Annotated in this window: 18 protein-coding genes (1 of these 18 only partly in view); 8 read left to right on the top strand and 10 right to left on the bottom strand. The window is 64.5% G+C overall.

The genetic code is table 11. The features are described 5' to 3' along the window. The 4 genes in view from KK137_RS11960 to KK137_RS11945 are tightly spaced (at most 7 nt apart) and all read right to left on the bottom strand, a layout consistent with a single transcriptional unit that may run on beyond the window. Window positions 1–1,358, bottom strand: partial view of an amidase gene (locus KK137_RS11960; RefSeq protein WP_214536639.1) — the 5' portion only. 64 nt of this gene lie to the left of the window's left edge; the window shows 1,358 of its 1,422 coding nt (coding positions 1–1,358); the start codon lies at window positions 1,356–1,358; its stop codon lies beyond the left edge, outside the window. 7 nt (window positions 1,359–1,365) lie between these two features. Then, window positions 1,366–2,364, bottom strand: coding sequence for an SMP-30/gluconolactonase/LRE family protein (locus KK137_RS11955; RefSeq protein WP_214536638.1), 999 nt, complete (start codon window positions 2,362–2,364; stop codon window positions 1,366–1,368). After that, window positions 2,364–3,161, bottom strand: coding sequence for a hypothetical protein (locus tag KK137_RS11950; RefSeq protein WP_214536637.1), 798 nt, complete (start codon window positions 3,159–3,161; stop codon window positions 2,364–2,366). Before KK137_RS11950 ends, KK137_RS11955 begins: the two co-directional genes overlap by 1 nt. Continuing rightward, entirely contained in the window at window positions 3,158–3,532 is a 375-nt protein-coding gene (locus KK137_RS11945; RefSeq protein ID WP_214536636.1) for a DUF6152 family protein, read from the bottom strand. The genes KK137_RS11950 and KK137_RS11945 overlap by 4 nt, the downstream gene beginning before the upstream one ends. A 169-nt stretch (window positions 3,533–3,701) precedes the next feature. Here KK137_RS11945 and KK137_RS11940 point away from each other — a divergent pair, with 169 nt between their 5' ends. Then, entirely contained in the window at window positions 3,702–4,331 is a 630-nt protein-coding gene (locus tag KK137_RS11940) for an NAD(P)H-dependent oxidoreductase (protein WP_214536635.1), read from the top strand. A 28-nt stretch (window positions 4,332–4,359) separates the two neighbouring features. Further along, a complete protein-coding gene (fumC, locus tag KK137_RS11935) occupies window positions 4,360–5,751 on the top strand; it encodes a class II fumarate hydratase (RefSeq protein WP_214536634.1) in 1,392 nt (463 codons plus the stop codon). A gap of 11 nt (window positions 5,752–5,762) precedes the next feature. On the opposite strand, the gene KK137_RS11930 is transcribed toward fumC, so the two are convergent. Beyond that, window positions 5,763–6,260 carry a MarR family winged helix-turn-helix transcriptional regulator gene (locus KK137_RS11930; RefSeq protein WP_214536633.1) on the bottom strand — a complete coding sequence of 166 codons (498 nt, stop codon included), beginning with the start codon at window positions 6,258–6,260 and terminating at the stop codon, window positions 5,763–5,765. 194 nt (window positions 6,261–6,454) lie between these two features. Between KK137_RS11930 and ku the strand changes: the two genes are divergently transcribed. The 3 genes from ku to ligD are packed head-to-tail and all read left to right on the top strand — an operon-like array spanning window position 6,455 to window position 10,286. Continuing rightward, window positions 6,455–7,312: a non-homologous end joining protein Ku gene (ku, locus tag KK137_RS11925; RefSeq protein WP_214536632.1), complete on the top strand. Its 858-nt coding sequence runs from the start codon at window positions 6,455–6,457 to the stop codon at window positions 7,310–7,312. Then, window positions 7,312–7,782 carry an MgtC/SapB family protein gene (locus KK137_RS11920; RefSeq protein WP_214536631.1) on the top strand — a complete coding sequence of 157 codons (471 nt, stop codon included), beginning with the start codon at window positions 7,312–7,314 and terminating at the stop codon, window positions 7,780–7,782. Before ku ends, KK137_RS11920 begins: the two co-directional genes overlap by 1 nt. Further along, window positions 7,779–10,286: a DNA ligase D gene (ligD, locus tag KK137_RS11915; protein ID WP_214536630.1), complete on the top strand. Its 2,508-nt coding sequence runs from the start codon at window positions 7,779–7,781 to the stop codon at window positions 10,284–10,286. The genes KK137_RS11920 and ligD overlap by 4 nt, the downstream gene beginning before the upstream one ends. Window positions 10,287–10,303: 17 nt before the next feature. Here the strand turns inward: ligD and KK137_RS11910 are convergent, their stop codons facing one another. Both KK137_RS11910 and KK137_RS11905 read right to left on the bottom strand, forming a co-directional pair. Beyond that, entirely contained in the window at window positions 10,304–11,902 is a 1,599-nt protein-coding gene (locus tag KK137_RS11910; RefSeq protein ID WP_214536629.1) for a phytoene desaturase family protein, read from the bottom strand. Then, window positions 11,899–13,077 carry an aromatic ring-hydroxylating oxygenase subunit alpha gene (locus KK137_RS11905; protein ID WP_338028062.1) on the bottom strand — a complete coding sequence of 393 codons (1,179 nt, stop codon included), beginning with the start codon at window positions 13,075–13,077 and terminating at the stop codon, window positions 11,899–11,901. Before KK137_RS11905 ends, KK137_RS11910 begins: the two co-directional genes overlap by 4 nt. Before the next feature lie 36 nt (window positions 13,078–13,113). Here KK137_RS11905 and KK137_RS11900 point away from each other — a divergent pair, with 36 nt between their 5' ends. Further along, window positions 13,114–13,710, top strand: a complete 597-nt coding sequence (locus KK137_RS11900; RefSeq protein ID WP_214536627.1) for a TetR family transcriptional regulator C-terminal domain-containing protein — start codon at window positions 13,114–13,116, stop codon at window positions 13,708–13,710. Here KK137_RS11900 and KK137_RS11895 read toward each other — a convergent pair. Then, window positions 13,684–15,048 carry an APC family permease gene (locus KK137_RS11895; protein WP_214536626.1) on the bottom strand — a complete coding sequence of 455 codons (1,365 nt, stop codon included), beginning with the start codon at window positions 15,046–15,048 and terminating at the stop codon, window positions 13,684–13,686. The two genes, KK137_RS11900 and KK137_RS11895, sit on opposite strands and share 27 nt — an antisense overlap. 201 nt (window positions 15,049–15,249) lie before the next feature. Here KK137_RS11895 and KK137_RS11890 point away from each other — a divergent pair, with 201 nt between their 5' ends. After that, a complete protein-coding gene (locus KK137_RS11890) occupies window positions 15,250–17,715 on the top strand; it encodes a TonB-dependent receptor (protein ID WP_250893839.1) in 2,466 nt (821 codons plus the stop codon). Between the two features lie 63 nt (window positions 17,716–17,778). Here KK137_RS11890 and KK137_RS11885 read toward each other — a convergent pair whose 3' ends face one another. Both KK137_RS11885 and KK137_RS11880 read right to left on the bottom strand, forming a co-directional pair. Further along, on the bottom strand, window positions 17,779–20,067 hold the full coding sequence (locus KK137_RS11885) for an arylsulfatase (protein WP_250893838.1): 2,289 nt from the start codon (window positions 20,065–20,067) through the stop codon (window positions 17,779–17,781). A 504-nt stretch (window positions 20,068–20,571) separates the two neighbouring features. After that, window positions 20,572–21,849 carry a PQQ-dependent sugar dehydrogenase gene (locus tag KK137_RS11880; RefSeq protein ID WP_214536624.1) on the bottom strand — a complete coding sequence of 426 codons (1,278 nt, stop codon included), beginning with the start codon at window positions 21,847–21,849 and terminating at the stop codon, window positions 20,572–20,574. Window positions 21,850–22,013: 164 nt separating this feature from the next. Here KK137_RS11880 and KK137_RS11875 point away from each other — a divergent pair, with 164 nt between their 5' ends. Next, window positions 22,014–23,009: an SPFH domain-containing protein gene (locus tag KK137_RS11875; protein WP_214537498.1), complete on the top strand. Its 996-nt coding sequence runs from the start codon at window positions 22,014–22,016 to the stop codon at window positions 23,007–23,009. The last annotated feature ends 4 nt before the right edge of the window (window positions 23,010–23,013 follow it).

The raw sequence follows: 23,013 nt of genomic DNA, 5'->3' as shown, positions 1-23,013 counted from the left end.
ATCGAGGTGAGGTCTTCGCGATAGGGCCCGATGATCTGAATTCCAGCCGGCAGCCCGTCCACCTGTCGGCCCGTTGGCATCACCGTGGCTGGAAGGTTGGCGACCGTGGCAAGGCCCTGCCAGGTAAAGTCAAGGTAGGGCGCGGGTTGGCCATCGATCGTAATGCGGCGGAACAACTGGTCGGAATGAACTCCGCTTCCTTCCGCCATGTGCGGGAAGGCCACGACGGGAACGGCCGGGCACAGTAGAACATCGTAATGGGTGAAGTACCCGGCCCAGGCGCGGAACAGATGTTCGCGCTTCTCGGCGAGGGCAAACCAGTCGCCGAGAGTTGCCCGCATATAGCCCGCGAGCTTGGCGGCGATTCCTGTTTCGTCTTGATCTGCCAGCTTCTCGAAAGCCGCGGCCTCGTGCGGGGCGGGAGCGCCCACGATGGCGAACAAGGTCCTCAGGTAGGTTTCGTAGCTGTCGACCGGATCGACGGGCAAATCCACCGGGACGACTCTGGCGCCCGCCTGGCCCAAATCCTCGATGAATGCCTCGATCGCCGCGCGATAGGCGCCGTCGACTCGATAGGCATCCCCACCCATCCATATACCGACACGAAAATTCTCGAGGCGTTCGTGCCTTGGCGCACGCTTGGCAGTAGTCGAGAGGACCGACATGAGCAGGGCCAGGTCGGCCCCGCTGCGGGCCAGCGGCCCGGCCACACCCAGTTCCGGCTGATGCAACATGCCAGGCGGCGGCGGAATGTGACCGCGCAGCGGAACCGCCGCGTAGGTGGGTTTGTGCCCGAACACGCCGCAGAAGTGCGCAGGAATTCGGATCGAACCGCCGATGTCACTGCCCAGTTCGAGCGCGGTAAAACCGGCGGCCACGGCGGCCGCTGCGCCGCCGGATGATCCTCCGACGGTGCGCTCCGGATTCCAGGGATTGCGGCTCAAGCCATAGATGGGGTTGAACGACTGCCAGTCGCTCGCCCCGGCGGGAAGGTTGGTCTTGCCGAAGATCACCGCGCCGGCTTCACGCAGCAAAGCGACGGCGTCCGCATCGCGTGCCGGCCGATGATCGCGCAGATGTTCGAGGCCGCAGGTGGCCGGCATGCCGACGACCTCGAACGAATCCTTGATCGTGATCGGCAGGCCCGCAAGCGGCCCCAGCATCTCGCCGCGAGCACGGCGGCGATCGATCTCTTCCGCATCGGCCCGCGCGCGATCGAGGTCGAACGCGACAACCAGATTGTAGGCGGGATTGAAGCGCTCGATCCGCACCAGGTAGGAATCCAGCAACTCCACTGCGCTGATCTGCTTGTCTTGCAACAGGCGCAGCTGGGCGGTGGCGGAATCGAAGTTGATCATCCGAAGCCTATTTCCTGAAACCGGTCGCCTCGGTGTTCACGCGATAGATGGTCATCGCCACGTTGCGCACGCCTTCGGGCGTGGTCCAGGCGGTGCCGTCAGGCGTGACCGCACCCATCGCGCCGACGTAGAGCGTCTTCTTGTCCGGTCCCGAAAAGGCTGCGGTGATCGCCCGGCGCGGCACAGGAATGATGCCGAGCTTCTTCCCCGCTTTATCGAACACGTAGAGCCCGGCATCCGCCGTGACGTAGAGCCTGCCATCGGCATCCACTGCGAGGCCGTCACCTCCGAAGCCCCCCTGCGGTTCACTATCCAAAGTGGCGAAGTCGCGCCGGTTCGTGGGGGTTCCGTCCGGCCCCACGTCGAACGCGATGACGGTGCCACGGTTGGTGACGTAGAGTGTCTTGCCATCGGGGCTGAGCACCAGGCCATTGGTGAACAATCCTCCGCCTTCGGCGACGGCGTGCACCGAGCCATCGGCTCTCACGTGATAGATCCCGCCCTGGGTGTAATACGCGCCGCCATGGCCATCGGCCGCCACATCGTTGAGCCGGCCAAGCGTCTTGCCGTCGGCGAAGGCGCTCGCGAGTACCTTCCGCTCCGGGGCGAGCTGGACCACTCTGGTCGCTTCGCTGCAGTCCGGGAGGCGCAAGCCCGGGTCGGTACAGGTGCGCTCTACCGTGAAGATACGTCCCTCATTATCGATCGAAACCGCGCCGGCGCCGGCGATGTAGGGATAGAGAACCCATTCCTTGCCATCTGGCCACAACTTGCGGATCGAGTTGCTTTGCTCTTGCGCGAACAGCAAGGCGCCGTCCGCCGATCCGACCATGCCATCGGCGGTCATCGGTCCCGACCAGGCCCTGTCCCACTGCGCATCGCCAGAGATTACCCCCGCGATTGCAGGGATGTCGGCCGCTTTCTCTCCCGGAAGCAGTGCTTGTGCGGAAGCCGGAAGCGCCAGCGCCATCCCCAGCGCCAGCGCGGATATGAGTGTTCCCTTCATCAGTGCTGTTCCTCCGGATGGGCCGGTTCGATCGTGTTGACCTGTCCGTCGAAGCCCGTGCGGTCGTTGTCGAAATCGATCTGCACCATGCGGTCGAACCCGTCGTCCCGGACGTAAGTCAGCCGCGCTTTCCACGGACCGGTCAGTGTCACGGGATCCTCGATCGTGACTTCCGAGACGAGACGGTTTCCGTCCATCCGGATGCGCTCGGCATAGTGCGCCTGCTCGGACAGCGGCGGCGCGGTGTGGAAGTAGATGTTCGGGTTCTTCACCGCCTTGGTCTCGACGACCAGCGTGTCACCTTCCCAATGCCCGATTGAGGTGCCCCAAACGGTCGGCCACAGATCTTCCTCGCCCGGCATGGCGCGCCCATCGGTGTAGATATGGCGGACGTCGCCGTAAGGGCTGATGATCAGCGTTTCTTCGGGCGTGATGAGGAATTGCAGCGGAGCGGCGGCATCCATCATCATCGGGTAGCCCCAGCCCATGGCCTTGCGGCCGGGGGCGATCCTCGCCCGTTCGGCCATGCGGGCTTTGCCTTCGTCGTTCCACGGTGCGCCGAAGCCACTCAAACTCATGATCGGAACCGCCGGGGCCTTGCCCTTCTCGCGCATCTCGATCGAGGCGGGGGCGATACCCCCGATGGTCGTGCCAGCCTGACCCTCGCTGACCCAATAGCCCGACCAATAGGGGAGTTTGGCGAACTCTTCGGTCCGCTGCGCCTTGTCCTGCGCGTACGTCGGGCCGGAAAGGGCGAGCGAAGCGGCGCCGATCGCCGCGACGAGCGCCAGCCTCATGCCGGCTTTCCGATCGCCTTGCCGTCGGCATCGATCACCTCGAGCACGACTCCGCCCGGCATGCCGTTGCGCAGAGGATGGATAGTCACGTTGACTTTGGCCCCGGCCTTGAGCGACGAGGGCCGCCAGCCGCGAGCATAAAGATACATCGGCGCGCCCATCTCCATGCTCCATTCGACATCCTTGCCCGACGCGTCCTTGGCGATCATCTGGATGTAGGCGTGGGGATTGGTCCACTGGAACTCGGTGACAGTTCCACTGACAGTGACTTTCTTCTGGTTATCAAACATCGCCATGCTGTGATGGGCTTGCGCCGCAACACTCGCCAGCGACACGGCCAGGGCACCCGCCCAGGCGAGACGAAGCCGCATATTCCTTCTCCCAGGCTCTTCCGGCCCTGCCGCCATACTGACACCTGCAAATGCATCCGTCATCAGGGGAAATTGACGAAGTCTCTTTTGGGCAGCCGTCTAAGAAGCTGGAGTCATAGCCAAAGTCTTTGCTAGACTGGGTCTCCCCCTCTCCGGAAGCGAGTGCGCCATGTCCGAGACGCTCAAGCACGCGATCATCGTTTGCCATCCTGCCCAGCAGAGCTTCACCCTATCGGTCGCCGACCGCTACGCCGACACTGTGCGCGCCGCGGGGCACGAGGTGATCGTTCGCGATCTTTATCGCCTCGGTTTCGATCCGGTGTTGCAGGACGAGGAACGCCACGGTTCGCCTCGGCCCGACGTGGAGGCGGAGTGGGCGGCCCTAGGCAAAGTCGACGTGTTCGTACTCGTCTATCCGATCTGGTTCGGCGCGCCTCCGGCCATGCTCAAGGGGTATATCGACCGGGTGTTCGGGGCTGGCCGGCAACTCGGAAACGACGGGAGCGGTGGGGCGGCCAGCCTTCTGGTGGGCAAGCGGCTGGTGTCGCTTACCTCATCCGGCAGCCTGAAAGCCTGGCTCAGCGAGAAGGGCGTTTTCGGTTCGCTGCGCACGGTGTTCGACCGCTACCTGGTCGATGTGTTCGGTTTCGCCGAAACCGCGCGCTATCATTTTGACGGCGTCGGCCCGGACATGGAAGAGAAGGATGTCCGGTTCCACCTGGCCGAGGTCGAGAAGGCCGCCAAGGAGGTGATGGGCCGCCTCTCGCCTAACTGGGAACCCTACAAGCCGGTGCGCTGAGGCGACTGGCCTGGGCAGGAGAACTGAATTGGGCGAGACCCGCATCGAAACCGACACCATGGGTGAAATCGCCGTTCCGGCCGACAAGCTGTGGGGCGCCCAGACCCAGCGATCGCTGCAGAATTTCCGTATTGGCGGGGAGCGGATGCCGTTGCCGGTCATCCACGCGCTCGGCACGGTCAAGCGGGCGGCTGCGCTGAGCAACCGCAAAATCGGCCTGCTCGATCCCAAGCTGGCCGAAGCGATTGTCGTCGCCGCCGACGAGGTGATCGCGGGCAGACACGACGACGAGTTCCCGCTGGTCGTGTGGCAGACGGGATCGGGCACGCAGAGTAACATGAACGCCAACGAGGTCATCGCCAACCGCGCGAACCTCCTGCTCGGCGGCCAGGCCGGGACCAAGTCTCCGGTCCACCCGAACGACCACGTCAACATGAGCCAGTCGTCGAACGATACGATCCCGACCGCGATCCATGTCGCCGCCGCCGTGACCCTCACGGCCGACCTGCTCCCGGCGCTGGCTCGCATGGCCGACCGGCTCGAGGCGAAGGCCCGGGACTGGGCAGACATCGTCAAAATCGGCCGGACCCACACCCAGGATGCAACGCCGCTCACCCTGGGGCAGGAAGTTTCCGGCTATGCCCGTCAGGTCCGTGCGGGGATCGAGCGGATCGAGCAGACCTTGCCCGGTCTCTACGAGCTCGCCCAAGGCGGCACTGCCGTTGGCACCGGTCTCAACGCCCCCAAGGGCTTTGCCGAGGCTGTGGCGGAGGAAATCGCCGAAGCAACCGGGTTGCCCTTCGTTACCGCACCCAACAAGTTCGAAGCGCTCGCCGGTCAGGACGCCCTGCTGTTCACCCATGGCGCGCTCAACACGCTCGCGGCGAGCCTCTATAAGATCGCCAACGACATTCGCCTGCTCGGTTCAGGACCGCGAGCCGGTCTAGGCGAACTGGCGCTGCCCGAAAACGAGCCCGGCTCCTCGATCATGCCCGGCAAGGTCAACCCGACGCAGTGCGAGGCTCTGACCCAGGTCTGCGCGCAAGTCTTCGGCAACCACGCCACGGTGACCTTCGCGGCGAGCCAGGGCCACTTCGAGCTCAATGTCTACCGGCCGGTAGTCGCCTACAACGTGGTCCAGTCCGTGCGCCTGCTCGCGGACGCGTCGGACAGCTTCACGCGCAACCTCCTCGCCGGCCTTGAGCCGCGGCTCGACAATATCGCGCATGGGGTCGAGCGCTCGCTGATGCTGGTCACCGCGCTGGCGCCCGCGATTGGCTATGACAAGGCGGCTGCCATCGCCAAGCAGGCTCACAAGAGTGGCGCGACCTTGCGAGAGGCGGCCGTGGCCAGTGGCTACGTGACGCCCGAAGATTACGATCGACTCGTGCGGCCGGAGGATATGCTCGGGCCGGAATAAGCCCAGAGCACCTACTCCGGCAGCTGCATCTTGAGCTGCGCCACCGCATTGGAGAGGTAGTCGCGCATCAGGCGCAAGCCCTTGGGCGTGAGTTCGATCAGGATCAGGCGCTTGTCGTCCTTCGCGGTGCAGCGGCGCAGGATGTTCTCGTCGCACATCCGTTCGATGTGCCGCAGGCCCGTCGAATGGGGCACGTCGGCGCCCAGGCACAGGCCGGTGGTGGAAACGCGCTTTCCTTTGACCCGCTGGATGAACAAGTCGAGCAACATGTCCCACGCCGGCTCACCGAACAGCGTCGGATCGAAGTGGTTCGCTCGCTGGAACCTCAGGCGATAGATCGAGGCCGCCGCAATCGCGAGCTCGTCATCGCTGAAGCTGGGCGCGTAGTCCGGCTCGTCGTTGGAGCCGGTACAGGCTTCGATGTCCGCGACGCGACGCGCCAGGCCGCGAACTAACTCACAGACTTCCTTGAATTCGGCCGGTAGCGGCACTGCGGTTTGCTGACCCAAAACCCTTGCCCTTTATTCGATCGTTTTGGTGCATCGTACTCAGGAATTATACTTAGCCAAGTCAAGTGTGTGGATACTAACCACCTTTTCCAACAGAATAAGGATCAACTGTAACAAAGGTGGCACGATCCGCCGCATGCAGGAACCACCTCGGCCCTCCAAGCGCTAATGCACCGCAAGCAGGAGGCACAGCAATGGCCGCACGCGCCTATTGGCAGGGTCAAATTCGTCTCGCGCTCGTGTCGATTCCGGTGGAGGTCTACGCCGCGACCAAGTCCGGCGCGGCCATTGCCTTCCACCAGATCCACGAACCCAGCGGGAAGCGGATCAACTACGAGAAGGTGGTGCAGGGGATCGGCCCCATCGACCGCGACGAGATCGTCAAGGGATACGAGGTGTCCAAAGGCAACTACGTGCTGCTCGAGGACGACGAGATCGAGGCTGCCAAGGTGGAGAGTCGCAAGACGCTCGACCTGGTACAGTTCGTCGACGCGGGCGAGATCGACGTGTTCTACTTCGAGAAGCCCTACTACGTGGTGCCGGCGGACGATCTTGCCGAGGAAGCCTTCATCGTGCTGCGCGAGGCGCTGCGGAAGAGTAACAAGGTCGGCATCGGCCAGATTTCCGTCCGCGGGCGCGAGCAACTCGTCTCTCTCAAGCCTTGCGGCAAGGGCCTGGTATTGGAGACCTTGCGCTATGAAGACGAGGTGCGACGGGCGCAGGAGTACTTCAAGGGCATCGGCAGCGAGAAGCCTAGCGAGGACCTGCTCGACTTAGCCACTACCCTGATCGACCAGCGCAGCGCTCCGTTCGACGCGGGAGAATTCCATGACCGCTACGTCGATGCGCTCAAGACGCTGATCGCCAAGAAGCAGAAGGCCAAGGGCAAGAAGATCCTCGAGGACGTCGAGGAACCGGACATTGCGCGGGGCTCCAACGTGATCGATCTGATGGCTGCGCTGAAGAAGTCGGTCGGCGGAGAGAAGGCCGCGGCGAAGAAGCCCGCGAAAAAGGCGCCAGCGAAGAAGGCCCCCGCCAGGAAGCGCGCCTGATGGAGCTGAATCCGCCGATCCTGATCCACTGGATCGACTTTGATCTGCTGGCACGCCTCGGAGCCGCTGCCGTGCTCGGCTTGCTGCTCGGCCTCGACCGGGAATTTCGCGGGCGTGCCGCGGGGCTCCGCACTCACGGCCTGATCTGCTTTTCCGCGGCGGCCATGACGGTGTCGATGGTATCGCTTTACTATCAGCTCGATACCGCGCGGCTCGACGCGCTCCGCATCTTCGAGGCCACGGGCGCTTTCATCGGTATCGTCGGCGCCGGGCTGATCGTGTTCAGCAAGGGCCGGGTCAAGAACCTCACGACGGCGGCGCACTTGTGGCTGACCGCGGTGATCGGCGTCGCCTGCGGAGCGGGGCAGTGGCCGCTGGTGGCGATCGGCTCGGCCATTTCGATCCTGATGCTGACGATACTGGGCCTGGTCGAACGGCGCTATTTCCCTGACGAGGACTTTACCCAGTGAGCAGGCGAGATCCGCTGGCGGAATACAATCGCAAGCGGGACTTTGCGAAGACCGCCGAACCCGCCGGCAAGCGCGCCAGCGGCGAGGGTGGCAATCGCTTCATCGTCCAGAAGCACGAGGCCACCCGGTTGCACTGGGACTTCCGCCTCGAGGCCGATGGGGTGTTGAAATCGTGGGCGGTGACCAAGGGGCCTTCGCCCGATCCCGAAATCAAGCGACTGGCCGTGCGGACCGAAGATCACCCGATGGCTTATGCGGACTTCGAGGGCGTAATTCCCAAGGGCGAGTATGGCGGCGGTACCGTCATGCTGTGGGACCGGGGCACCTGGGCGCCAGTAGAGGGCAAGAGCTGGAAGGACATCGACCAGGGCCACCTGCATTTCACGCTCGAAGGGGAGCGGATGAAGGGCGAATGGCTGCTGATCCGCCTCAAGCCCCGGCCCGGAGAGAAGCGTGAGAACTGGCTGCTGCGCAAGCTGGAGGACGAGTACGCTGAGGAAGGCGATCCCCTGGTCCAGCGCTGCCTGACGAGCGTGCTGACCGGCCGCTCGATGGCCGAGATCGCCGGCGATACCAAGGGTGCCTATTCGCTCAAGGGGAAGAAGGGCGATGCCTTCACGGCGGAAATGACCAAGGCGGCCAAGCGTAACAAGGCCCAGGCCCGAACCCGCAAGTCACCCGCGAGGCCACCGAAATTCCGCGCGCCGCAGCTTGCGACGCTGGTCGATGCCGTCCCTGCGGGAAACGGCTGGATGCACGAGATAAAGTTCGACGGCTACCGCGCGCTGATTGCCGCTGCGGGCGGCGACGTACATGTCTTCACGCGCACCGGTCTGGACTGGACCGAGAAGTTCGCGCCGCTCGTCGAAAGACTCCGGGCCCTCGACCTTCCGCCGAGCCTGATCGATGGCGAGATCGTGGCCTATGGCAAGGACGGCAATCCGGATTTTTCGGCGCTTCAGGCGGTCCTCAAGCGCGGCCACGGATCGCAGACGGCGAAAGATGCCCTTTCGCTTCACGCCTTCGACCTGTTGGAAATTGACGGCCGCGATCTGACGCAATTGACGAACATTGAACGCAAGGAGCGGCTCGAAGCCTTGCTCGCCGAAGCCGCGCCGCCGATCCATGTCGCCGACCACGTGATCGGCGCGGGCGAGACGCTGCTCAAGGCCCTGTGCGATGCGGGCCAGGAAGGGATCATCTCGAAGTCGATCGACGGCAAATATGCCTCGCGCCGGACCCGCAACTGGCTCAAGGTCAAGTGCACCCGGCGGCAGGAGTTCGTGGTCATCGGCTGGAAGAAGTCGAGCGCCAAGGGCCGTCCCTTTTCCTCGCTGTTGCTGGCCCAGAATGAGCAGGGCAAGCTGATCTACAAGGGCAATGTCGGCACGGGGTTCGATACAGATACCCTGCGCGATCTCGCCTCTCGCATGGCAAAGCTCGAGCGCAAGAGCGCGCCGGCGGAAGTCGGTCGGGTCGAGAGCCGGGGCGTGACCTGGCTCGAGCCCAAGCTTGTCGCCGAGATCGCCTTTGCCGAGTTCACCGCGGACGGGAACGTCCGCCACGGCAGCTTCCTCGGCCTGCGCGAGGACAAGAAAGCGAGGGACGTCGTGCCGGAAAAACCCGCGCAAGCGCCAGCGACCGAGACGGTCAAGATAACCAACCGCGACCGGGTGATCTTTGACGAAGGGGGACAGACCAAGGGTGAGCTGGCCGACTACTACGAGGCCATCGCCGGCCTCATGCTGCCCTGGGCCGCGGGCCGTCCGGTCAGCCTGGTTCGTTGTCCGCAGGGACGGGCGAAGAAGTGCTTTTTTCAGAAGCACGATTCCGGCTCGTTCGGTCCGGACGTCCATCATGTGCCGATCACCGAGAAGGACGGCGGTACGGAGGACTACCTCTACATCGAGAACGCCGCGGGCCTGCTAGCCTGCGTGCAGATGGGGACGATCGAATTCCACGGCTGGGGCAGCAAGGTCGCCGACGTGGAAGCGCCCGATCGCATGGTGTTCGACCTCGACCCCGACGAGGGGCTCGACTTCGCCGATGTGAAGCAGGCGGCGAAGGACATCCACGACAGGCTGGCCGATATCGGCCTGACCAGTTTCGCGATGCTCTCGGGCGGGAAGGGCGTGCACGTCGTCGTGCCGTTGACCCCGGGCCATTCGTGGGACGCGCACAAGGACTTTTCCAAGCGTTTCGCCGAGGCCCTGAGCCAGGCCGAGCCGGACCGTTTCGTGGCGACGATGAGCAAGGCCAAGCGCAAGGGGAAGATATTCATCGACTATTTGCGCAACCAACGCGGCAGCACGGCCGTCCTGCCCTATTCGGCCCGGGCGAGGGCCGGGGCGCCCGTCGCGGTGCCAATCGCCTGGGACGAACTCAACGCCATGAAGGACGCGCACCCCTTCTCGATCGACGCTGCGAAAAAGCTGATTGAACGGGCCTCGAGCAAGGGCCTGGCCGGGTGGGGGTTTGCCGAGCAGTCATTGCCGGACCTGTAAAGACGGCCGGCAGGGACCTACAAGAACCGCCGCAAACTCCCGCCATCGCCGATCACCACCTGCGCACAGTTATGCCCGGGTGCGCCAGTCACACCGCCGCCCGGGTGAGCGCCGGCGCCGCACATGTAGAGCCCTCCGACCGGTCCGCGATAGTTACCATGCCCAAGCACGGGCCGCGCCGACCACAGCTGGTCGAGCGTCATGTTGCCGTGCATGATGTCGCCACCCGCCAGGCCGAGCTTGCGCTCGAGCCCTTTCGGCGAAAGCACCTGGCGGCCCAGGATCGAGGCGCGGAAGCCCGGAGCGTGGGCTTCGACCGTGTCGATGATCGTGTCGGCGGCCGCATCCTCCTCGGCGTCCCAGTCGCGCCCGTCCGGAAGTTCGGGAGCGAACTGCTGGCAGAACAGGCTGGCGACATGCTGGCCCGGAGGGGCCAGGCTGTCATCGACCGTCGAAGGGATCAGCATTTCGACGATCGGCTTCTTCGACCAGCCAAACTGCTTCGCGTCGAGGAAGGCCCGATCCATGTAGTCGAGCGTCGGGGCGAGGATGATGCCCGACTGGTGATGTTCGCCGGGTTCCGGCAGGCAAGTGAAGCGCGGGAGCTCGCTCAGCGCGACGTTCATGCGGAACGTGCCCGAACCCGCCTTGAAGCCCTTCATCCGGCGGTTGAAGTCGGCCGGCAGGTCGGTGGCCGCGAACATGCGGTCGTAGAGGATCTTCGGCCCCACATTGGCGATCACCCGGCTGGCGGCAATCTCCTCGCCGCTTTCGAGGCGGACACCCGCGACGCGTCGGCCGTCGACGAGGACCTGCTGGACCGGGCTTTCGAGACTGATCTCGACGCCCAGGTCCTGGCAAACCCTGGCCATGATCTGGGTGATCGCGCCCATGCCGCCGACAGAGTGGCCCCAGGCGCCCTTCTTGCCGTTCACTTCGCCGAACACGTGGTGCAACAGGACATAGGCCGAGCCGGGCGTATCGGGGCTGGCGTAGTTGCCAACCACAGCGTCGAATCCAAAGGCGGCCTTGACCGCTTCGCTCTCGAACCATTGGCCAAGGAAACTCGTGGCCGACTTGGTGAACAGGTCGAGCACGTCACGCTTCTGTTCGAGCGAGAGCCTGGCGAGGCCGCGCCCTTGCAGCGCGCCATCGACCAGCGTTCGCCAGCCTTCGCCCACGTTGGGCGGCGCCTTGAGCGCGAGGCCCCGTAGCACTTCGGCCACGGTTTCGAGCGCGTCGTAGTACTGCGGCAGGACCTCGGCATCGTGGGTGGAGAACTTGCGGAATTCAGCCTGCGTCCGCTCCAGCCCGCCGCCGAGCTTGAGGTATCCGCCGTCTTCCTGCGGGAGAAAGTTCGAGATCGGCCGTTCGATCACGCGGTAGCCGTGCTGGGCCAGGCGCATGTCCTCGATGACCTTGGGCTGCAGCAGGCTGACGGTGTAGCTCGCCACGGAGTTGCGGAAACCCGGGTGAAACTCTTCGGTCACCGCCGCCCCGCCGACGACGTCGCGCCGTTCGAGGAGGCGCACCTTGAGGCCGGCCCGAGCTAGGTAGAAGGCGCAGACGAGGCCGTTATGGCCCGCGCCGATGATCAGGGCATCGTACTTCTTCATGCTTCCCTTCCGCTCCAGCCCTTGGCTGGCCGTTGTTCCTGTCGCGCCGCCGGGATGATCCGCCGCATCCGCTTGCAGAAGTGGCGCAGGCAAACTTCCTTTTCCGACAGCGGGCCGACCGAGAAGCTGCGCGAACTCATGCCCTGCTGCACGCGGGTGATAAGCTCGGTATCTTCGGCGTTGACCTGTCGGTTGATGCGCCAGTTGAGGTAGCGCGCCGCCGTCATCTCCCGCCGATCATCCGGCAGGGCGTAGCTGATTTCGCGGATCAGGCTCGTCGTCGGGCTGACCGGCAGCCACTGCATGAAGTCGACCTGGTCGGGGTAGATGTCGAATGCGACATTGGGCCAGAGCTTGAAGTAGAGCCAGCCCCGCTGCCGATCCTCCGGCAAGTGCGGCACCGGTGGCAAGACGTTCTGGTAGGCACGCTCGGACCAATTGGCAGAGGGGCGATCGACCAGGTCGCCCCACATTCGGTCGACATGCTCTTCCGCCTCGACGCCATAGCTCTTGCCGAACAGCCGGGTGAGGCCGGGGTGCGCGACGGGGATGTGGAGGCCGTCGGAATAGTTGTCGCCGATGTTCTTCCAGTTGACCTCGCGCGGGCGAAGGGTCACGCGGCCGATGGCTTCCAGCTGTTCGAGGCGGTAGGGTTCGACCATCGCTTCGTAAGGCGCCATCATCTCGGCAACCGAAGGGCCGCCATCGCTTCTGAGGCGGACAAAGACGAACCCGCGCCAGATCTCCAGATCGACGGGAGCAAGACCGTGGCGCGATTTGTCGAGGCCGGGGTAGCTGGCGCTGTCCGGCACGCCGACCAGCGAGCCGTCGAGATCATAGGTCCACGCGTGGTAGGGGCACACGAGCCGCTTCGAACAACCGCTCGCCCCATCGACCACGCGCGAGCCGCGATGCCGGCAGACGTTGGTGAAGGCGCGTACCTTCGCGTCCTTGCCGCGGACCACGATCACGCTTTCGCCGATATATTCGAGCGTGTGCCAGTCGCCGGCGTTGGGCACGTCGTTGACGTGGCAGACCACTTGCCAGCTCGGCGCGAACACGCGTTCCTTCTCGAGCTCGAAGAACTCGGGATCGTCATAGGTCCAGGCTGGGAGCGACCAGCCCTCCAAGGGATCGGCGTTCGCACCGGTCCATTGCTCAACGCGTGATGCCACTTGCGACTCCTTGCTATACACTCGTATAACAAGCTCATGGCATCCCGGCAATCGGCCTTCACGCGCTCGGCGCCCGACGAACGGCGGCATAGCCTGATCGAAGCGACTGCGCGATGCCTGGCGGAGCGCGGGGCAGCCGGGGTCTCGGTCCGGACCATCTGTGCCGAGGCGGGCGTATCGCCCGGTCTGTTGCGGCACTACTTCGCGGGCGTTTCGGACGCGATTGCGGAGGCTTACCGGTGGACGGGCACGAAGGTGGCCCTGGCGCTGTCGGAGGCGGTCGCGGCCGCCGGACCGCATCCCCGCGCTCGTCTGCTCGCCTATCTCACCGCCAGCTTCCGCCCGCCGATTGCCCACCCGGAGCTGCTCGCCACCTGGATAGCGTTCTGGAGCCTGACCCGCAGCGACCCCGCGATCGCGGTTGTGCATCAGGACATCTACCGCGATTTCCGTAGCGGGATCGAAGCGTTGGTGGATGAATGGCGGCCTGGCACGGACCCGCGCCTGCCTGCCGTCGCCTTGACGGCGCTGATCGACGGCCTGTGGCTCGAGCTCAGCCTGGGACACGCGCCGTTCACGCCCGAAGAGGCCGAGCGGCTCGTCGGTTTATGGCTGGACGGCCTGCTTGGCTGAGTGGCGCCGGGACCACAAGTAGATCGGCAGGCCGGCCGCCATCAGGACCAGGCTAAGGCCGCTTGCTCCAACGCCTGCGCCCCACAACATCCAGACCGAGTAGACGGCGCCCACCACGGCCCATCCTCGCGCCACGTTCAGCCGCACGGCTGTCAGCGCGCAGGCGAGGTAGAGCCAAAGGGAGGCGGAGGTCGACAGCAGCAGCAGGAACTCGAACAGACCCTTCAGGCTGCGGCTGGCGTTCGCCAGCGCGAACAAACTGGCGATTACCGAGGACACCAGCAAGCCGCGTATCGGCGTGCCCTTGGCGTCGGTTCCCGCGAGCCAGGCGGGCAGCATCCCGCGCGCGGCCATACTGCGCGTCATCTCTCCCTGCATCAGCACCCACCCATTGAGCGCGCCGACGCAGCTGATTACCGCAAACGCGGCGATCAGCGCGGCGGGTCCGGCGCTCCAGTACCGCTCGACGAAACTGGCGAAGGGCGCGGGGGAGGACGCAGCGATTGCCTCGGGCAGCATCAGCGCTATCGCCGAGCAGACGGTCAGGTAAAGCACGCCGGTGAGGCCGGTGCCCCACATCGTCGCGCGCGGCACGTTGACGGACGGATCGCGGACTTGCGCTGCTGCGATGCTGGCGCACTCAAATCCGAGCAAGGCCCAAAGTGTCAGAGCCGCAGCCCCGTTGAGCGCGGTGAGCGAAATGGCTTGCGGTTCGAAGGGCCTGACCTCGCCGGTTCCGCTCGCCAGCGCTCCGGCCGCGAGAGCCAGCACGACGATCAGCGGCACGACCTTGAGCGCCACCGTCACCACCTGGAAGCGCCCCGCCTCCTTGATCCCGCGCAAGTTGAGCAAGGTGAGCAGCCACAACAGCCCCACGGCCGCCAGCGCGGGCAGGAATTCATGCGCCCCCAGCTCCGGGATCATGCTCGAAAGATAGCTGATCGCGGCCACAGCGATCGTTACTACGGCGGTCCAGATCGAGACGAGATAGACCCAGCTGATCAGGAAACCCGGAACCGCGCCGAACGCCTTCTCGACAAATCCCACGGCGCCCACCGCTTCTGGCAAGGCCCGCGTCAACCGGGCCAGAACCCAGGCGAGCACTAGCGCGCCCGATATGGTGATGATCCAACCGCCGACTGCGTTCCATCCGAAGGGGGCCAGGCTCGCGGGCAGCAGAAATACGCCCGAGCCGATCATGTTGCCCATGACGAGCGCGGTGGCGGCAATCAGGCCAAGCTTGCGCGCCGACGGGTTTGAGTCTGGACTGGCGATCTGGCTCACTCCCCCCGCGATGCTCGGCTCAACTGGATAAGCTGGCGCGTGCGCCCCGTCCATCCGGGTCCGCCTGCCAGTCCCCCGCGGGGCGAATGGCCCGAGGCTGACCCCGGTGTCCCGGCTGCCGGCCCATCGTGGCGAAAATGTCATAGTGTGACAGGATTGGTGCAGCGCAATGACGCGCCGGTCTAATTTCTGTTGTTACCGCCCGGCAGTTGTGGCGCATTGCCCCAGGGATCAGCCTTCGGGGAGGCGCTAGATATGATGAGGTTACGTTCGGCCAGGACCACGCGACGTTTGGCCATTTCCTTGCTTGCCGGTACATCTCTGGCGGCCGTGACGCCCGCCGCGGCTCAGGACGAACCGGGGGCCGCCGAAGCGCCCGCCTCGGGCAATAGCAACGTCATCATCGTCACGGCCCAGAAGCGCGAACAGAACCTGCAGGACGTGCCGATCGCGATCACGGCCCTGGGCAACGAACAGCTGTCGAACCTCCAGGTCAGCAATATCGAGGACGCGGTTCGCTTCCTGCCTTCGGTCACCATCCAGACCCTGGGGCCGGGCTTCTCGCAGCTCTACTTCCGCGGTGTCGCCTCGGGCGAGAACGCGAACCACTCGGCTTCGTTGCCGACGGTCGGCACGTATCTCGACGAAATGCCCGTCACTACGATACAGGGCTCGCTCGACATCCACGCCTACGACATCAACCGGATTGAGGCGCTCGCCGGTCCGCAGGGCACGCTCTACGGCGCAAGCTCGATGGCGGGCACCCTGCGCATCATCACCAACCAGCCGGACGTGGGTTCCTCCTACGGCGCGGTCGACCTGGAGCTGAACTCGGTCGCTCACGGCGGTACGGGCGGCATGGCCGAAGGCTTCTACAACCTGCCGATCAGCGAAAATGCCGCGCTGCGCGTGGTCGGCTGGTACACTCGCGACGCGGGTTACATCGACAACATCCACGGCACCCGCACTTTCCCGATCATGCAGCAGGTCGACCTCGATGGGGACGGGTCGTGGGACATTCTCGTCGATGATCCGGATGACGACATCACCCAGGACAACGCGAGCCTGGTCGAAGACAACTACAACGACGTCGAAACCTACGGCGGCCGCATCGCGCTCGGCATCGATCTCAACGACAGCTGGACGCTCCGCCCGACGATTATGGGCCAGTCGACCAAGGCCCACGGATTCTTCGAACAGGAACGCAGCTCCGCGACCAACGACCGCCTCCAGGTGGTCCAGTACAACCCCGAATACTTCAAGGACGAGTGGGTCCAGGCCGCGCTGACCATCGAAGGCAAGCTCGGCAACTGGGACCTGGTCACCACGGGCGGCTATCTGTGGCGCGACGACGAGGTCATCCAGGACTACTCCGACTACTCGTATTTCTACGATGCGCTCGCAGGCTATGCCTCCTACCTCTACGACAACGCCGGCGACCAGATCAGCCCGAACCAGTACATCCAGGGCGCGGACAAGTACCGCCGCATGTTCGGCGAGGTGCGCATCGCGTCGCCGGCCGAAAACCGCCTCCGCGTCATCGGCGGCCTCTTCGCCCAGCGCCAGACCCACTACATCACCCAGCACTACATCATCGACGGCCTGGCGGATGTCCTGCAAGTCACCGGGACCACCGACAATATCTGGCTCACCGAGCAGAAGCGCGTCGACCGCGACTATGCCGTATTCGGCGAAGTCAGCTACGACTTGATGGACGACCTCACGCTGACCGGTGGCATCCGCGTCTACAACTACAAGAACTCGCTGGAAGGCTTCTTCGGCTACAGCGCGGGCTATTCAGGCAGCACCGGTGAATCCCAGTGCTTCGCCCAGCAGGCGATCCCTGGCGCGCCCTGTACCAACCTCGACAAGACGACGTCGGACACCGACTTCATCCACAAGCTGAACCTGACCTACAAGATAACGCCCGACATCATGACTTACGCGACATGGTCGCGCGGGTTCAGGCCGGGTGGCATCAACCGGCGCGGTACCTTGCCGCCTTACGGCCCGGACGAGCTCGACAACTACGAACTCGGCCTGAAGACCACGTTCGGCGACGTCCGGTTCAACCTGGCCGTGTACCAGCAGGACTGGAACGGCATCCAGCTGTCCTTCATCGGCGCCAACGGCCTCACCGAAATCCGCAACGCCGGCATTGCCCGCATCCGCGGCGCGGAGTTTGACTTCGGCTATTACGCCAATGGCGTGAGCCTGAGCCTCGGTGGCAGCTACAACGATGCCGAAATCCGCAGGGATTTCTGCGCCATCGCCAACGACGAGTTCGACTGCACCACGCCGTCGGACAACGAACTGCTCGCACCCACCGGCACTCGCCTGCCGACGGTGCCGAAGTTCAAGGGCAATTTCGTCGCCCGCTACGAGATCCCGGTCTTCAACGACTGGACCGCGCACGTCCAGGGTGCCGCCACTTACGTCGGCAACCGGCGGAGCGACCTTCGCACCTTGCAGAACGAGATCAAGGGTACGATCCCGTCCTATATGACGGCGGACTTCAGCATCGGGATCAGGAACGACACCTATCGTTTCGAGCTCTACGCGACCAACCTGTTCGACGGCAACGGACGCCTCGATACCGGCCTGCAGTGCCAGGAAACGGTCTGCGGCGATCCCGATGGTCTGACCGCAGGTGGCGGCGTGTTCTACGACGCGGTGATCAAGCCCCGCGTGGTCGGGCTCAAGTTCGGCAGCGATTTCTAAGGGAGAGGATCGGGCAGGTGCGTGCGAGGCGCCTGCCCGTCCCCTTGACCCGGCACTCGCGCGCTACTTGCCGGGTTTGACTTCGATCTCGACCCGCTCGATCCTCCCGGTGAACTTGAACGGCATCTGGTAGGTCCAGTCGACGGCGGAGCCGTTGTCCATGCCGACATCGAGGCCTTCGAAGATCGCGAACTGGATAGGCACCGTCCGTTCGATCCGTCCTTCGGCAACCGGCTTGCCATTGGCCTTGAGCGTAACCCCACCGCCCTTGCCGATGCCGCCGCCGTCGTACTTGAAGTCCACGACAAGCGTGTGCTTGCCTTTGCCGAGCGGCTGGTCGGAAGCGAAAGTCGGGCGTTCCTTGCTCAGGTAATTGTAGACGAAGGTCGGCTTTCCCTTGCGAAGGTAGAGGCCGTAGCCCCCTTCCGATCCGCCCTGGGTGACTATCATCCCCTCGCTCTTGTCATCCTCGAGCTCGATCTCGGCGGTGATCGTCCAGGACTTGTTGAGCATCGGCAAACAAGCTGCGCCGGGCAGCGCCACCATGCCTTCGCGATAAGTCGCCCTCGTTCGATCGCCCACCAGGCTCGGGCGTCCCATCAGTTCGGCGTTCATTCTGATCGTGGCGCGCCAGTCCAGCGGCAAGACGTTGTATTTCGCGGCCTCGACCCACCAGAGATCCTGGAGCGCGCGCAGCTTGTCGGGGTGCTTGCCTGCCAGGTCCTTGGCCTGCGAAAAATCGTCGTCGAGCTTGTAGAGTTCCCAGACCTGCTGATCGGGATCCCAGTTCTCGTCGCGCGTGGGCTCCCAGGGAACGAACGACGGCGCGGAGGCCATCCAGCCGTCGTGATAAAGGCCACGATTGACGGCCAGTTCGAAGTACTGGGTCTTTCGCTTTGAGGGCACTTTGGCGTCCGCAAACGTGTGGGCGAAACTCAAGCCTTCGATAGGCTTCTGCTGCACGCCATTGAGTTCCTTGGGCTGGGTAATGCCGCAGACCTCGTAAATCGTCGGCACGATGTCGATCACATGCAGGAACTGGTCTCGCAACCCGCCCTTGTCCTTTATCCGGTCGGGCCAGGAGATGATCATGGGATTGCGCGTGCCGCCGAAGTGGCTCGCCACCTGCTTGGTCCACTGGAACGGCGTGTTCATCGCGTGGGCCCAGGCAGAAGGGAAGTGGTTGAAGTGCTTAGGCCCGCCCAGCTCGTCGATGGCCTTGAGGTTGTCCTCCCACTTCTCCGGAAAGCCGTTGAAGAACAGGTTCTCGTTGAGCGACCCTTCGAGACCTCCTTCCGCACTCGAGCCGTTGTCGCCGGCGATGTAGATGATCATCGTGTTGTCGGCGTCGGGCAGGTCCTTCACCGCATCGACAACCCGGCCCATGGCCGCGTCGACTTGCGCGCCATAGGCGGCAAACACCTCCATCATCCGGGCATAGAGCCGCTTCTGGTCTGCGTTGAGGCTGTCCCACGCGGGCAGGCCGCGCGACCGTTCGGTCAGCAGCGTATCCTTTGGCACGACGCCGAGCTTCTTTTGCCGCTCCATCGTCTGTTCACGATAGGCGTCCCAGCCCATGTCGAACCGGCCCTTGAACTGGTCGATCCAGTGCTGGGGCGCCTGATGCGGCGCATGCGTCGCCCCTGGGGCCACGTAGAGGAAATAGGGCTTGTCGGGCGCGATGCTCTTGACCTGCCGGACCCAGTTGATCGCCTTGTCGGCCAGGTCCTCGGTCAGGTGATAATCGGGATCGTCGGAGGCTGGCACCAGATTGTGGTTTTCGAACAATAGCGGGTGCCAGTGATTCATGTCGCCAGCATTGAAGCCGTAGAAGTAATCGAAGCCGAGACCATTGGCCCAGCGGTCGAATGGCCCGGCCGCGCTCGTCTCCCAGGTCGGCGTGTTATGGTTCTTGCCGATCCAGGCGGTCATGTAGCCGTTCTGGCGCAGGACCTCGCCCACCGTTCCGCAGCTCCGCGGCAGGATGCAGGTGTACCCGTCAAAGCCGGTCGCGGCTTCGGTGATTCCGGCGAAAGCGGCGGAATGGTGGTTGCGCCCGGTGATCAACGCGGCGCGCGTCGGGCTGCATAGCGCGGTGGTGTGGAAGTAGTTGTAGCGCAGCCCCTCCTTTGACAGCCGATCCATTGTGGGGGAGGGCACGCCGCCGCCAAAGGTCTCGAATTGCCCGAAGCCGACATCGTCGAGCAGGATCAGCACGATGTTCGGAGCCCCTTCGGGCGGCTGGACCGGCTGGGGGAAGGTCGCCGGATCGGAGTCCTTGAAGGTCCGTCCCACTTCGCCCTGAAAGTGGAAATCGGGTCGGGGAAGGATTTCGGGGGTCTTGGCGGCCATGCGACTCTCCATCGGTTCGAGCCGCGTACCCTATTGTCGGGGTCGGTGCGGGACATCGGGTCAAACCCCGGAATCGGGGGGACGCCGGCCTGAGTCTGGGCCGCCCTGGCATCGCGGGCCGCGCGACCACGGCGCGCTTTGCATGCGGACTGATATTCGAAAGGGTGGTCTTCGCCAGGGGGAAGCGGATCTTGTTGAAGAAAAAACGTTTTCCTACACGGACTCAATTTGCTTGATCGTGCCGGATGACGCCGATCGAACCTCGCTCACCCGCCTCCCAACTTCAAGTTGACACTTTCGCGGGCCAAGAGGTGCAAGGTGACGCTTTCCCAGGCCAAGTTGACACTTTTGTGCGGAAAAGCGTCAACTTGGACGGTTAAGTTGACAGAACTGCCTTGGACAGTGTCACCCCGTCACCCTCTGTCACCTTGCAGGGGGCGGTGCAGGCCGGTCGAACAGGACAAATCCTCCCCGATCTTCTTTCGGGGAGGAACGAGGCAGGGCTCAGCTTCCCGGCGTTACGCGCAGGATCGCGCCGGCCGTCTCGTCGGTCAGGATGTAGAGCGAACCGTCAGGCGCCACCCGTACGTCACGCAGGCGCTGGCCGAGGTTGGAAAGCAGGTCTTCCTTCCACACCACGTGGCCATCGGGCGAGAGCCTGAAGTGCACGAGCGAACGATTCATGGCCGCGAGCAGCATATCGCCCTGCCACTGCGGGAAGGCCGAACCGCGATAGATGGCGAGGTTGCCCGGGTTGCCCGACGGCGGTCCGAAGGCCCAGACCGGATCGATCATGCCTTCGACATTGCGGGTGCCCTTCTTCGCCGGCTCGGCATTGTAGTGGAAGCCCTGGGTGACATCCATCCAGCCGTAGTTGCCGCCGCGCTGGATCAGGTTGACCTCATCGCCGCCGCGCGGGCCGAACTCGGTCTCCCACAGGCGGCCGGTAGCGGCATCGAAGTAGAGTCCGGTCGGGTTGCGGTGCCCGGTCGACCAGATCTCCGGCTTGGCACCCTGCCGGCCGGCGAGGGGATTGTCCTTTGCCGGACTGCCGTCGAGGTTGAGGCGCAGGATCTTGCCGAAGTGGTTGGAGGGATCCTGCACCTTCTCGCCGAAGTTACGGTCGCCGCTGGTGACGAACAGGTGGCCTTCGCTATCGAGCGCCATGCGCCCGCCGAAGCTGCCGAAAGCCGGGCCCTGACCGCAGCACTTGGGCGGCAGCGGCGGCTTGCCGTACCAGGCATCGGCCACGAAGATGTCCTTCACCTCGGTCAGCTGGTGGGCGCCGTCCCACTTCGCGCGCATCACGGCGAGCGTCGAATTGACGTTGGGTGTCGGGTTGGCGCCCTCGGCCGGGTCCGCCTTGCTGTACGCCAGGTAGATCACGCGGTTGGTGGCGAAGTTCGGGTCGAGCACGATGTCGGTCAGCCCGGCGATGCCCGGGGCAAAGATCGGCGGCAGGCCTTCGATCGGCTTGGGATCGAGCACGCCGTCGCGAACGATCCGTAAGCGGCCGGGCCGCTCGGTCACCAGCATGCCTCCATCCGGCAGGAAGGCGAGGGCCCAGGGATGGTCGAGACCCTTGGTAACGACTTCCACGTGAAGCTTGGCGTCCGCACCCTGCACGTCCCACGGACCATCGCCCAGAGGCGGCACCGGCGGCGGGCCTGCCGGTCTCGCGGCCGCAGGGGCCTGAGCCGGGGCCGGCGCGTTCTGCGCCGAAACGATTGTCCCCGACGCGGCCAGCACCATGCACACGGCCGTCAACGCAAGCTTCTTCATGAGCGATCCTCCCAGACCCTGATTCCCTTTATCGGCAGCCTCTCTAGAAGGACGACGAAGCCTGCACAATCGGGGCCCACGATTAGCCGGAGTCGCTTTCGCTTGCCCCCGGTCCGCCGCAAGGTACGATGGCCGCACAGGACGGTTTCGGGGGAGTGAAGTCCATGTACGCAGTCATCGGTGCCCTGGTCTTTGTCATGCTCATCTTCCTGATGATGGGCGTCCGCGTGGTCCGCCAGGGATACGTCTACACGGTCGAGCGCCTCGGCAAGTTCACCCTCTCGGCCGAACCTGGCCTGCACCTGATCGTGCCGTTCGTCGATCGCGTCGGCCAGAAGGTCAACATGATGGAGCAGGTGCTCGACATCCCGGGGCAGGAGATCATCACCCGCGACAACGCCATGGTCGGTGTCGATGCGGTGGTGTTCTTTCAGGTCCTCGATGCCGGCAAGGCCGCTTACGAGGTGCACAATCTCTATGCCGCGATCATGGCCATCGTGACCACCAACTTGCGCACCGTGATGGGCTCGATGGACCTCGACGAGACACTGTCGAAGCGCGACGAGATCAACGCCCGCCTGCTCGGCGTGGTGGACCACGCGACGAGCCCGTGGGGCGTCAAGATCACTCGCGTGGAGATCAAGGACATCCGCCCGCCGATCGACATCTCCGAAGCCATGGCGCGGCAGATGAAGGCCGAGCGCCTCAAGCGGGCCGAGATCCTCGAGGCCGAAGGCGAGCGCGCCAGCCGCATCTTGCGCGCCGAGGGCGAGAAGCAGTCGGCGATCCTCTCGGCGGAAGGCAAGCGCGAAGCCGCCTTCCGCGACGCCGAGGCGCGCGAGCGTGCGGCGGAGGCGGAGGCCCGGGCGACCGAAGTGGTCTCGCAAGCGATCGCGCAGTCGGGCAACCAGGCGATCAACTACTTCATCGCCCAGGAATACACGAAGGCTATCGGCAAGTTCGCCACCAGCCCCAACGCCAAGACCATCCTGTTCCCGATCGAGGCGACCCAGCTCATCGGCACCCTGGGCGGGATCGGCGAGATGGCGCGCGAAATACTCGGCGACGCCCGCAAGGGCGACGTTACGACTCCGATCGAGCTACCCAAAAACGCGCCGCGCGTCGCTGTCCCTCGCACCCGCAACGAGGGGGAGGGTTAGGCGC

It is taken from the genome of Croceibacterium selenioxidans (genome assembly GCF_018599195.1).
Taxonomy (GTDB): domain Bacteria; phylum Pseudomonadota; class Alphaproteobacteria; order Sphingomonadales; family Sphingomonadaceae; genus Croceibacterium_A; species Croceibacterium_A selenioxidans.
Note: the sequence above shows the minus strand (reverse complement) of the source record. Positions and strands in the feature narration are given on the sequence as shown.